This is a genomic window from Borrelia maritima, from assembly GCF_008931845.1.
In the GTDB taxonomy this organism is placed as follows: domain Bacteria; phylum Spirochaetota; class Spirochaetia; order Borreliales; family Borreliaceae; genus Borreliella; species Borreliella maritima.
On sequence record NZ_CP044535.1, the window covers coordinates 114,216 to 126,907 of the forward strand.

General features: G+C 29.1%; 14 protein-coding genes and 1 pseudogene. 1 reads left to right on the plus strand and 14 read right to left on the minus strand.

Annotation, left to right across the window (positions count from 1 at the left end; all coding sequences use genetic code 11):
- The first annotated feature begins 39 nt into the window (after positions 1-39).
- Positions 40-741 (plus strand): PAQR family membrane homeostasis protein TrhA, encoded by a 702-nt coding sequence (trhA, locus tag DB723_RS00570; protein WP_151551358.1) that lies wholly within the window; start codon positions 40-42, stop codon positions 739-741.
- Positions 742-762: 21 nt separating this feature from the next.
- On the opposite strand, the gene rseP is transcribed toward trhA, so the two are convergent.
- The 14 genes and pseudogenes from rseP to recA form a co-directional block, all read right to left on the minus strand.
- Positions 763-2,064 carry an RIP metalloprotease RseP gene (gene rseP, locus DB723_RS00575; RefSeq protein ID WP_151551360.1) on the minus strand — a complete coding sequence of 434 codons (1,302 nt, stop codon included), beginning with the start codon at positions 2,062-2,064 and terminating at the stop codon, positions 763-765.
- Positions 2,065-2,079: 15 nt separating this feature from the next.
- Positions 2,080-2,934 carry a phosphatidate cytidylyltransferase gene (locus DB723_RS00580; RefSeq protein WP_228459393.1) on the minus strand — a complete coding sequence of 285 codons (855 nt, stop codon included), beginning with the start codon at positions 2,932-2,934 and terminating at the stop codon, positions 2,080-2,082.
- Between the two features lies 1 nt (position 2,935).
- Positions 2,936-3,628, minus strand: coding sequence for a polyprenyl diphosphate synthase (gene uppS, locus DB723_RS00585; protein WP_151551362.1), 693 nt, complete (start codon positions 3,626-3,628; stop codon positions 2,936-2,938).
- A gap of 6 nt (positions 3,629-3,634) precedes the next feature.
- Positions 3,635-4,189: a ribosome recycling factor gene (gene frr, locus DB723_RS00590; protein ID WP_151551364.1), complete on the minus strand. Its 555-nt coding sequence runs from the start codon at positions 4,187-4,189 to the stop codon at positions 3,635-3,637.
- A 38-nt stretch (positions 4,190-4,227) separates the two neighbouring features.
- Positions 4,228-5,067, minus strand: a complete 840-nt coding sequence (gene tsf, locus DB723_RS00595) for a translation elongation factor Ts (RefSeq protein ID WP_151551366.1) — start codon at positions 5,065-5,067, stop codon at positions 4,228-4,230.
- 3 nt (positions 5,068-5,070) lie between these two features.
- Entirely contained in the window at positions 5,071-5,853 is a 783-nt protein-coding gene (gene rpsB / locus DB723_RS00600; protein WP_151551368.1) for a 30S ribosomal protein S2, read from the minus strand.
- Between the two features lie 225 nt (positions 5,854-6,078).
- Positions 6,079-6,357 carry a hypothetical protein gene (locus DB723_RS00605; protein WP_151551370.1) on the minus strand — a complete coding sequence of 93 codons (279 nt, stop codon included), beginning with the start codon at positions 6,355-6,357 and terminating at the stop codon, positions 6,079-6,081.
- 22 nt (positions 6,358-6,379) lie between these two features.
- The gene (locus tag DB723_RS00610) at positions 6,380-7,075 is read right to left on the minus strand and encodes a hypothetical protein (protein ID WP_151552897.1); all 696 of its coding nucleotides are present in this window, start codon (positions 7,073-7,075) and stop codon (positions 6,380-6,382) included.
- Positions 7,076-7,161: 86 nt separating this feature from the next.
- A complete protein-coding gene (locus tag DB723_RS00615; protein WP_151551372.1) occupies positions 7,162-7,773 on the minus strand; it encodes a tetratricopeptide repeat protein in 612 nt (203 codons plus the stop codon).
- Positions 7,773-9,428: pseudogene (locus DB723_RS00620) on the minus strand (30S ribosomal protein S1). Before DB723_RS00620 ends, DB723_RS00615 begins: the two are co-directional and overlap by 1 nt.
- Before the next feature lie 2 nt (positions 9,429-9,430).
- A complete protein-coding gene (cmk, locus tag DB723_RS00625; RefSeq protein WP_151551373.1) occupies positions 9,431-10,096 on the minus strand; it encodes a (d)CMP kinase in 666 nt (221 codons plus the stop codon).
- A complete protein-coding gene (locus DB723_RS00630; RefSeq protein ID WP_151551374.1) occupies positions 10,080-10,829 on the minus strand; it encodes a pseudouridine synthase in 750 nt (249 codons plus the stop codon). Before DB723_RS00630 ends, cmk begins: the two co-directional genes overlap by 17 nt.
- Positions 10,816-11,577, minus strand: coding sequence for a hypothetical protein (locus DB723_RS00635; RefSeq protein ID WP_151551376.1), 762 nt, complete (start codon positions 11,575-11,577; stop codon positions 10,816-10,818). Before DB723_RS00635 ends, DB723_RS00630 begins: the two co-directional genes overlap by 14 nt.
- Positions 11,578-11,590: 13 nt before the next feature.
- Complete coding sequence (recA, locus tag DB723_RS00640) at positions 11,591-12,688, minus strand: recombinase RecA (RefSeq protein WP_151551377.1); 1,098 nt, start codon at positions 12,686-12,688, stop codon at positions 11,591-11,593.
- Positions 12,689-12,692 lie beyond the last annotated feature (4 nt).

A 12,692-nucleotide genomic window follows, 5' to 3' on the forward strand; every position in this document is an offset into this window, starting at 1 on the left:
ATAATTTTTATAAAAAAATGATAAAATGGAGAAAAAGTTGTGCTTACAGAAAACAAACTTAAAAATTACTCATTAAGTGATATTAATACAGGCAAAATACCGAAAAATGAACTTTTTAGTTCTATATCGCATCTTTTGGGAATCATTCTGTCTATAATTGGAACAACAATTCTTATGACAATATCTGCCATTAAGAAAAAAGATTTACATATGTTTGTATTTTTTATTTACGGATTTTCAATGACTCTATTGTATTCAATGAGCACTCTTTACCACATATTTCCCAAAGGAAGTAAAATAAAAAAAATCTTTAGAAAATTCGACCATATTTCAATATTTATTCTAATAGCAGGAACATATACCCCTGCATGTGCAATTCTTGTGCCAAACAAATCCGGAATAATAATATTGTGTATAGTGTGGAGTCTAGCTATAATCGGGATCATTTTCAAGGCAATATTTACAAATAGCCCTGGTTGGTTTAATGGATCTATATTTATAATCATGGGGTGGATCATCCTTTTAAGGATTAAGCCCATTTACAAGGCACTTGAAGAAAAAGGATTTTTTTGGCTAGTTTTTGGCGGAATTGTATATACAATAGGCGGAATAGTATACATATTAAGTAAAAAATTTAATCCAACAATTAATATGAAAATGCATGATGTATTTCATATATTAATAATAATTGCATCAGCATCTCACTTTTGGCTTATGCTAAAATACATTTCTAACTTCTAAAAAATATATTTAATTAAATTTTTAATTAAATATATTTAAAAGACCCTTTAAATCATTAAAAAGGCCTAAACTAAAAAGAAACAGCGCAAAGAAAATGCCAAAGCTATAAAAATAATAAATGGTTTTGGCCTTAAATCTTTTCCCACGCAAAAGTTCAATAAAGCTAATAAAAATTTGCCCTCCGTCAAAAACAGGTATTACAATAAAAAACAGATTCATGCCGGCAAGAATTAAACTCAAGAAAGAAATGCTATTAATCCAATACAACAGTCCTAAAGAATAGGACGAAGAAAGTATACCAACAATCCCAACAGGACCTGATACACTCTTAGAAGTATTTAAAAAATTTGTTATCAACAAAAAAATAGAATACAAAATGTCTTGCAAAGCATTAACAACTTTAAAAAAAGAATTTTTAACGGCACTTGAAACATTTTCTACTTTAATTATCCTTTTTAAGGATGGCGAAAAATATACTCCAATCATTTTATTTTTATCTTGAAATACTAATTTTGAAGAAAAGATTTCTCCATTCCTATCAAATTTAATCTCCACAACATCCGAATTTAAATTCTTAAGCAAATCATCTAAATCTCTTTTATTTTCCAAAAAAATATTATCAATGCTAATTATTTTGTCACCCGATTTTATTCCCGCAATCTTAGCAGGCGAATTTAAAACTACATCTGCCACTACAAGGTCAATCCAGGGGCCAATTCCTTTTAAAAAATCTTGCAAACCAATAGTCTCTTTAAAAGTAACATTTTCTTTTCCTCTTAAAACATTAAATGTAACTGTAGATTTTTCTTCAGGAAGAATTTTTCTCAAATCAGAGAAATATTCAATTTTTTTATTATTAACCTTTAATATAACATCACCATCTCTAAATTTAGCTTTTAAAAAAGAATTTTTATCTAAAATACTAACTCTTGAAGAATAATCAAAGTATATAACGCCTGCCATGCTTATAAAAATGAAAACAATAAATGAAAAAATTAAATTAAACAAAGGGCCTGCAAAATATATTAAAATTCTTTTAAAATGTGAAATTCCAAACAAAGAGTCTTTGTCCGCTTCTAATTCTTTATTTGCCTTAAGCTCCTTTTCTAAGTGATCAAATCCCTTAAGCTTACAGTATCCCCCTAGAAGAATTGGAGAAAGCCTATACTCAGTATCATTAATCTTAAACTTTAATATGCTAGGACCTATGCCCACAGAAAAAACTTCAACCTTAACTTTAAAAAGTTTAGCAAATAAAAAGTGCCCTAGCTCATGGATAAATATTATAAAACTAAGAGCCAGCACACTAAAAAGAATATACATAATTCCCTCCAAAAATCACTGAGATAAGTATAAATAAAATATTGGGCCTGTCAAAAGAAAAGAATCAATTGAATCAAGAGCCCCGCCTCTGCCAGGAATGATTTTACCAGAATCTTTTACTCCAGCACTCCGCTTTAATCCAGATTCAAACAAATCACCAATAATGGTAAAAACTCCAATCAAAATGCCCAAAATAATAGATTCTCCATAACTTAAATTTATTAATCTAAAAATTACCGCAAATATAGCAGTAAGCACAGAAAACAAAATGCCCCCAAAAAACCCCATTAATGTTTTATTTGGGCTAATAATAGTAGGTCGATAGCTGTTTTCCCCTAAAAAATAGCCAAAAAGATATGCAAAAGTATCATTTCCACTTACCATAGCAAAAAGTATTAGCATTAAAAATGGGGCCTTGGGCAAAGTTGTAATAGCAACAGTAAAAGACATTAGCACTCCGGGATATATAAGTATAAAAAGTATTGACGTTGCTTGAGCCAAAAAATTCCCAATTTCGTGTTCTTTGATAAACGCCAAATTCACAATCCAATTACTAAACACTAAGGCTATAATCAAGTAATATACTACAGTAACGCCTAAATAAAAAACATTAAAATGAATATAAGTTAAAATTGGAGGAATACACCCTAAAAAAAAAGATAATATATCCGAAAGTCCTGACGATTTAAATTTTAATTTTAATAAATCGTTAACTTCTTTTGCTGAAAAACCGCTAAATATAAAAATTAAAATATTAAGAAATAAATAATTTTTAAAATCTAAAAATATTAAAAATAAAATCAAAGGAACAAAAAATAGAAATGTTCCCAGCCTTGCAAAAAAAGCGAATCTCTTAATCTTACTCAACAAATCATCTCCCAAAACTTCTTTTTCTAAATTGAAAACATTCCAAATCCTTACTATACTTACTGCCATAATAATCAGGCCACAAGACATCTGAAAAAATTAATTCAGAATAAGCAATCCTCCATAAGAAAAAATTACTTATTCTAATGTTTCCACCTGTACGTATTAAAAGATCAAGATCGGGCAACTCTGGATTGTCCAAAAAATTGTAAAAAGCATTCTCATCTAAAGACTCTAAATCAAAATCACTTGAAACAAATTTCTTAACAGCTCTAAGTATTTCATTGCGGCCCCCATAATTGATTGCTAAATTTAAAATAAGATTGTTAAAATTTTTAGAAAAGCTAACAGAAGCTTTTATCGCACTTTTTACTTCTTCACCTAAAGACTCAACATCTCCTGAAACTATTATTTTTATTCCATTTTTTTTATAAAAATTAAACTCAGCTCTCAAATATTTAGCAATTAAAAACATTAACTCTTCTATCTCACAATCATCCCTTTTCCAATTTTCAGTAGAAAATACATAAAAGGATAAATATTTGATACCCACCTTTAAAGAATACTCAATTATTTCTTTTGCTCTTTTTAAACCCTCTTGATAACCGTTCAAAAAAGACAATCTCTTGCTTAAAGCCCACCTTCTATTGCCATCCATGATGATTCCAACATGACTTGGGAGAGAATTCTCATCCATAGGCTTTTAAACTTCCATTATTTCTTGAATTTTAGATTCTAAAATTGCATCTATTTTTTTAATATAAATATCTGTAGATTTTTGAATATCATCTAAAATTTTTTTTAAACTGTCCTCTGTAATTTCTGATTCTTTTTCTTGCTTTTTAACTCTATTTTTTAAATCCTGCCTTATATTTCTAGTTGAAATTTTATGCTCTTCGGCTATTTTTTTAGCATGCTTCACAATCTCTTGTCGTCTTTCACTAGTTAAGGCCGGGACCTTAATTCTAATAACTGAACCATCACTTGAAGGATTCATAGAAAGATCAGAATTAAGTATAGCTTGTTCTATCTTATTCAAGATACTTTTATCCCAAGGCTGAATAACAACAAGCCTTGCTTCAGGAATTCTAATACTTGACACTTGGGTTATAGGTGTTCTTTGCCCGTGATATTGAATAAAAACTTTATCAAAAATATTGCTATTAATTCTGCCCGTTCTTAGTATTTTATATTCATTATCAAGCGATAAAAGAACTTTATTCATCTTTTCATCTAAAAAAGCCTTATAATCTTCCATATAAACTCCCCCTTGCTGACAAAAAAGCAGTAAATAATCTAACCTATTCTTAAATACTTAAATTCAACTATTTCTATCTTGCTTGAAATTGCCTTTGAAATCTCTTCCAACATTTCCCTCACAGTGATTTTATCATTTTTTACAAAACCTTGTTCAAGAAGAGAAATTTCAGCAAGATGTTTTTTTATTTTTCCCTCAATTATGCCTTTAACTATGTTTTCTGGCTTACCACTAGATTCTAATTGTTTGGCAAATATCTCTTCTTGCTCTTTAATATAATTTGGACAAGCATCATCATTTTTCAAATAAATAGGAGCAAATGCAGCCACATGCAAAGCTAAATCCATAGCAAAATTTTGCAACATTTTCTCTTCAGCTTTAGAAAAATCATCTACTTTTAATTTAACCAAAACACCTATCTTAGATTGTTCACCATGCAAATAAATTTTTACAAATTCATTAGATTGAATTTCGGTAATAAAAATTTTTTTAACCTGAATATTTTCTTTTATTGTAGCTGCTAAATTTTTAAGCTCTAACTCTTGAGAAGTGTTTAAAAAATTTTTTCCGCTCTCTACCAATTCCTTAATTAAAGAATTGCCTAAATTAACAAAATTATGATTTAAAGCAACAAAGTCTGTCTCACAAGAAATAAGCAAAAGACCGGCATAAATATTGTTAAAATATGAGAATACTCTACCTTCATTTGCATCTCGACCAAGCCTTTTCTCGGCAGACGCAATTCCCATTTCTCTAAGTTTTTTTTTAGCCAAACCAAAGTCTCCACCAGCAGCAGCTAAAGCTTTTTTACAATCTCCAAAACCAGCATTAGTTTCTTCTCGAAGCTTTTTTACATCTTGAGGACTAATAGTGCTCATAAATTATTCTCCCCCTTCTCCAATAGAATCTCTTTTATCATTTTTTATTTCAATTTCTTTCATCAAGTCTTCTTCATTCAAATTTTCAATTATTTGAATACCAACCTCTTTATCACTTTCCAAAATAGCATCTGATATGATTTTTGTGAACAAGGCAACAGAACGAATAGCGTCATCATTGCCTGGAATTGGACAATCGATAACATCTGGATTACAATTTGTATCAACCACTGAAATAATTGGAATTTTTAATTTTCTAGCCTCATTAATAGCTATTTGTTCTCGCTTAGGATCAATGATAAAAATAACACCGGGAAGTGTTTCCATATCTTTGATACCTGTTAAATTTTTAGCTAATTTTAATTTTTCACGATTAAGCTGTGAAATCTCTTTCTTACTTATCATATCAAAAGTTCCATCAACTTCCATCTTTTCTAATTTTTTTAATTTTTGAACAGATTTCCTAATCGTATTAAAATTAGAAAGCATGCCCCCAAGCCATCTGTTGTTTACATATGGCATATCACTTCTTCTTGCTTCTTGTTCGATTATCTCACTAGCTTGTTTTTTCGTACCAACAAAAAGCACCTTTTTGCCATCTTTTATCACACTTTGAACAAGCTCATAAGAATCTTTAATGCCCTGCAAAGTCTTTTGAAGATCTAAAATATGTATTTCATTTCTCTCAGAAAAAATAAATCTTTTCATTCTAGGATCAAGTCTTTTTACCTGGTGGCCAAAATGCACTCCAGCCTCCAACAAGCTCTTCATCGTAATAACTGCCAAATCAACCTCCTACTATCCTTCTCTTTTACTCACTATGATAACACATAGCGGAAATTATAATCTCTTTTATGAATATAATAAAACAATCAAATTAATAAGTCCACTACATTAAAAATAAACACTATAATAAAATTATTAAAAAATAATATCAATAAAATAAAACATATTAACAAAAGAACATTAAAAGTTAAATTAATCCCTAAACTTTTTTAAAAAATCGTTCTTTTACAAATCGTTCTTATTTCTCTCTGAGAATTTAATCAACCCTATTAGAATAACTGAACCTAAAATAGGAAATAAATAAAGAATAAGATCTATTTGCCTTTCATAATAATCAGAATAGAAAAAAGGAATGAAAAATAAAAATACAATGCCACCTAAAAAACTTATTAAATAAACTACTAAAAACTTGAAATTCAATATATTTAAAAATATAACAAAAAAGCTTACTAAAAAAGAAATAATAATGTTTGTTAAAATCAAATGAGAAAAAAATACTATCATGTTCCTTCTCCCTTAAAACCAACTAGTTAGATAAACTAAATCCTGATAAATCTCCAAGATTAATAAGAACACTATATGCATCATCAACAATGCTACCCACACCCATAACAAAAATTGCCAAATTATATTTAGGAGCAATCTCTTTTGTAAAAAAATCGTCATTTATATGCTTAAGATCAATTGGCCTTTTCTCTTTGTCTAACAAATTAGACTTTTTAATAGATTTCGAAAAGCCTATATATTCCCCCTTATTAATGTAAGACCTATATATGTTTTTCCTCTCAAAAATAATTGGCGACGAAGAAGAATTTCCATTTCTCACAATAATGAAAGCCTCACCGGGGACATCTTTTCTCAATTCTCCAAAATTTATTTCAAAATATAAAGGCAATTTGCTATCAACCCATTCTTTTTTTAATTTAAAAATAGGTTTGCCTGAATAAGTAGTAGGACTCAAATTTATTTTATAAAATCCCCTATTATTAAATTCATTAACATTATCAAAAACTCCCTTTAGGGCTTCAAAATCTTTTTCAACGCTTTTCTGAAAGCTACTTATATGATAATTAGCGCCTTCTGGATAAAACTTGTAATATATATCAAAACCTCTTAATTTTTCAGCGGCCTGATTAGAAAAATAACCTGCTGGCAAAAAAAAGGCCACAGAATCTCTTGAAATTCGATTATCAATCTTTTCTGGCGAAGGAAGTATCAAAATATTGTCAAGGCCACATCCCAAAATAACTAAACAAAATGAAAAATATAAGATAAAAAAAATTATAAAATCTCCCTCAAAAATACAAATTAATTTTGCTTAAGTTCTAAAATTTTGTTATTTGCTATATTTACATATAAATTATTTTCATAAGGAAACTTAACAATCTCTTCATATACTTTTATAGCAAGGTTCTTATCCTTTTCTTCAATCAATATTGCTTTACTCAAAAGAGCTCTTACCTTTAAAAACCCTAAACTAGTGCTTTTAATAAACTCCTCATAAACTAATAAAGCGTCTTCTTTTAATCCCATTTTTTCATAAACTGCAGCTTTACTTAGAAAAGCAATTTCACTTTCAATGCCTTTTGCCTTAATAACAACATCCAAATCCTTAATAGCCTCATCATACTGTGCTTGACTTTGCAAATAAACAGCTCTAGCTAAATAAAACCTTGAAATAAAGTAAGATGAAATTTCTTTTTCCTTTAAAACAAGTTCCTTGATCCTAAGAGATATTTTTTCTCTCTCTTTAGCATCATTTTCTTTTAAATAATCATTTAAATCCTTTTCAAGATTTTCTACTATTTCTCCACCAGTCTTTACATAATCTTTGCCTAAAGAACTATAAAAAACAATAATAATAGATACAAACACAAAAACAATAACAATAAATAAAACCAAAAGATTATTCCTAGTCATCATTCATTCCTCTTAAGTAAATTTTCAAATGGCTTATAAGATTCCTCATCATTGCCGTTAAATAAATAAGAAGAAATTTCTTCTCTTGATCTTTGATTTTCATATTCCCTATAAGAGAGCAGCACTGATTTGTCTTTAGAATCAATACTTGTTATTACCACTTTAAGCTTATCCCCAATGTTTAGTTTCTCAAAAGTTTCTAAACTAGATTCTTTTGTATCTCCAAGTTGAATTTTACTAATAAATCCCATGATTTTATTATAAACTCTTACTTAAAAGCCTTTTGACTTTTTCTCTACAATCTCAACTTCAATAGTATCACCTTTTTTATAGCTTTTAGAAAAATCTTCCCAAGGGCTCTCTTCTAGCTGCTTAATCCCCAATCTAACATTTCTCTTTCGTTTGTCAACTTCAAGCACTTTGCCATTTACTACATCGCCTATCTTAAAATATTCTTCAGGATCAATCTCTTCAAGCCAAGAAATATCAAACTTGCTTACATAAGCATCTATCCCTTCTTCAATATTTACAAAAGCGCCTGTTTTTGTAATGTTGGTAACAACTCCTTGAATAACCCTTCCAATAGGATATTTCTCAGTTAATCTCTCCCAAGGATTCTCATTAATCTGCTTAATACCAAGCGATATTTTTTGATTTTCTTTGTCTATTTCTAAAATTTTAACTTCCACTATCTGACCAAGTTTTATTAACTCTTGAGGACTCTTTATTACTCTTATCCAAGAAAAATTGCTTATATGCAAAAACCCCGACAATTCGCTGTCAAGCTCAATAACAGCTCCAAAAGGTAAAATTTTTACAACTTTCCCTTTTACAATGCTATCAATTTTATATTTAATATCTACAGAATCCCAAGGATTTACTTTTAACGCCTTAAGGGATAATTCCATTTTGCCTGTTTGTGGATTTATCTTAATAATTTTCAACTTTAACTTATCACCAACTCTAACAAAATCTTCAATATTTCCAACTTGATTAAAGGCAATATTTCTCTTATGCAAAATTCCTGTAACAAAATTTTTAATTTTTACAATTGCACCATATTCTGTAATGCGGTCAACTACACCATCAACAACATCTTCTTCACTATAAGAAGTTACTAGCGCTATTCTTTTAGCAAGTTCCCTTTCTCTTTCTAAAGTACGCCTATCAAGAATAAGCTTTAAACCATCCGACTCGCTTGCCTCAAGGATATAAAACTCCACAATAGAACCTCTTTTTAATTTCTCATCCTTAGATTTAGAGCTTAAATAAAAAGGCATAAAACCAGAAACATTCTCATTAATTTGAATCTTATAACCATTTGAAAGCTCAACTAATACTTTACCTTTAATTATTTTTTTATTTTGAATATATTCATTTACTTTATCTTGAAAATTTAAAGAATCAAGCTTTTCAACACTTAAAATCAAACCCAATTCTCCGCCTATTCTTACAACAATTGCTTCAAGTTTATCACCAATTTTGGGAACATTTTCAAATTCTTCAATCTTGACAAAACCTTCCGATTTATAACCAATATCTACTAGAACGTAATCTTTCATAATGTTAACAATCGTTCCAGAAACACGACTTCCAAGCTCTACTCTTTCAAGTACTTTCAAATAATTTTCTTGTAAATCTTTTTGATTTTCCATTCTCACCTCTCTCTTACTTTTTTCAAATTAAACTTTTCTATTATAATATTACATACATCGTCTAATCCTTTGTGGCTTGTATCGAGGTAAAAAACCCCTTTTGATAACTTTAACTTACCATATTGTTTTCTCTTATCAACGTCATCTCTTATTTTAAGAGTGCGCTCTAATTCTTCTAAAGTCTCATTTCCATTTCTTTGCTTATATCGCCTCAAAGCTCTAACTTTAACAGAAGCGTCAAGATATATTTTGAATTCAGATTCTGGAAAAACAATAGTAGTAATATCTCTACCTTCTATTATATAATTATCATAACTAAATTTAACAACCTCTCTTAATTTTTTATTTACAATGTTTCTTATTCCAATATAAGAAGAATAAAAAGAAACTTGAAAATCAATCTTATCATTTAAAATTTGACTTTCAACATTTTCTCCATTAAGCAAAAAACTAGAATCATTAAAACTTATATCATTCTCAAGAATCAAATTTAAAAGTCTATTCTCACTAACAAAGTCATAGCTACTCATAAGAGATCTTTGGGCAATTAAAGTTATTATTCTATAAAGATACCCAGAGCTAATAAATTTATAGCCTAATTTTACACCAAGCACTCTTGCAATTGAACTTTTCCCTGATGCTGAAGGCCCATCAATTGCTATTATCATTTAACTTCTCCAGCCTAGATTTTAACCTATTTATCTTAACCAAAGGAATAATTTTTACTTGACCTTCTTTTAAATTGTCCAAACTAATATTGCCAATTCTAATTCTGTGAATTTTTTTTAAAAAAATATTCTTGCTTAAAAACACTTTTCTTATTTCCCTATTTTTCCCTTCGTCCAAAATCAATCTAGCAGAATTTTTATTTAAAATTTCATAAGATTTTAATTTAAAAAACTCTTTTTCTACCTTTATGCCTAATTTAAAAGAAATAAGTAAATTTTCATCAATATCTTTTTTTGATTCAATAATATATTCTCTTTCAATTTTTTGCCTTGGATGAATAACATCATTTGCAAATTTGCCATCATTAGTAAACAATAAAAGTCCAGAACTTTTAAAATCAAGCCTACCGATTGAAAATACACGCTCTTTAAACAAAGGCTGGACTAAAGATATTGCTAACTTTCTCCCATCAGCATCTAAATTGGAACATAAATAATTTTTAGGCTTGTTAAGAGCTAGATAAATTCTATCCTTAATTTGAGAATCTTTAAAAACAAAAATCTGTTTATTATAAATTATCCTATCCCCTAAGGCCACTTTATCTCCAAGCTTAGCAATAGAGTCATTAACTCTTACAAGCTTCCTTCTTATAAGCTCCTCGCAAAATCTTCTTGATCCTACTCCCTTTTCAGCTAAAAACACATGAACTCTGAGAGTTTTAAGTGCAATCATTAATTTTACAACCTCGATACAATACCAATTTATTATTCAAATACCCCAAATTTACAATATTAAGCATTTTACACTCAAGAGATACTAAAAAATAAGAAAATCTTTCAAAAGAATAATTGTTAGCATTAAAATCTAAAAGAGAATCAAAAATGACGCTACTCTCTTTATTTAAAATAGAAATAATTTTCCTTTTTTTCTCAAAAATTTTCAATTCATATTCATTGCAAACAACTTTAAATTTTTTATTACACAAAAAATTTTTATTAATAATTTTTTCCTTCAATACACTAGACTTTCTCTTTAAATTTTTCTTCTTCTTATTAGCAATAGTACTAATGTTTTTAACAAAATTACTACTATTGCCAAAAATAAAATCTTCAATCATTTTTGAGTCATAAGGCTTAAAATTATTGATTTGATTTAACTGTAATTTTTCATTTTCCCTATTCTTGCTATAAGATATTAATCTTTCAACAACTTTTCGATCTGCTTTATCATTGAATTCAAGTTTTAATGGAAATAAAATTTGAGTTTTCCAATAAAACAAACTATTAGCAAGATAAAAAAAATCAATAAGCCCCCTAATACTTATATTAAGATCGCTTGAAACAACTATAAATTCTTCAATTATTTGATTTAAACTTAAAGTTCTTAAAACATGCCTATTTATACTAACATATTCAAAAAAAAGCTCTATTCCACCTGTAAAAGCATCAAGACTGATAGAGTAGCTATCCAATTCCGACATTTAATTTTTCCTACTACTCAAATTCATCTTCCTTAAATTCAACAAAATCAACATCCTTCTGAGCAAAATTATTAAAAATTATTTTTCTAAGTCTCTTATCCAAATCATTTGTAAGCTCTACTTCTTTAGCAAGATACTTAATAACACTCTCTCTACCTTGCCCCAACTTATTATCTGCGAACGAATACCAAGAGCCTGCTCTTTGTATTAAATTGTACTTAATAGCAGCATCTAAAATACCAGCCTCTCTGGAAATACCTTCCCCAAAATAAATTATCAATTCTACCTTACGAAAAGGTGGAGCAACCTTATTCTTCACAATTTTAACTCTAATCTTATTACCAATAACATTATCACTTGAGCCTGATCTGGTTACTTGTTCAATTTTTCTAACCTCAAGCCTAAGAGATGCATAAAACTTTAAAGCATTCCCACCAGTAGTAGTCTCGGGATTGCCAAACATAACACCAATCCTCATTCTTATTTGATTAATAAACATAATGCAAGTATTAGATTTGGAAAGTATGCCAGTAATCTTTCTAAGGGCCTTACTAATTAACCTTGCTTGAAGACCAATTTGAAAATCTCCCATTTCTCCATCTATCTCTAACTTAGGCGTTAAGGCTGCCACAGAATCAACTACAATCAAGTCAATACCACCGCTTCTGATTAAATGTTCAACAATTTCAAGAGCTTGCTCTCCGGTATCAGGCTGGCTAAGCCAAAGCTCTGAAACATTAACCCCCAAAGCTTTTGCATAAACAGGATCAAAAGCATGTCCAGCATCAATAAAAGCAGCTATACCCCCCTCTTTTTGTACCTCAGCAATTGCCTGAAGGGTTAAAGTAGTTTTACCAGAGGACTCAGGACCAAAGATTTCTATTATGCGACCTATGGGATACCCACCAATGCTAAGAGCTTCATCTAATAGAATAGATCCACTTGACATAACCTTTATGCCTTTTCCAATAGGAGATTCTCCCATCTTAATAAGACTTCCTTTTCCAAAGGTTTTTTCTATTTGAGCCCTTGCAAGCTCAACGACTTCTTCTTTATTTGCTTTCTCCATGTTAACAACAATTTTTTCTTTTTTTTCCTTTAACTTTGACATTCTT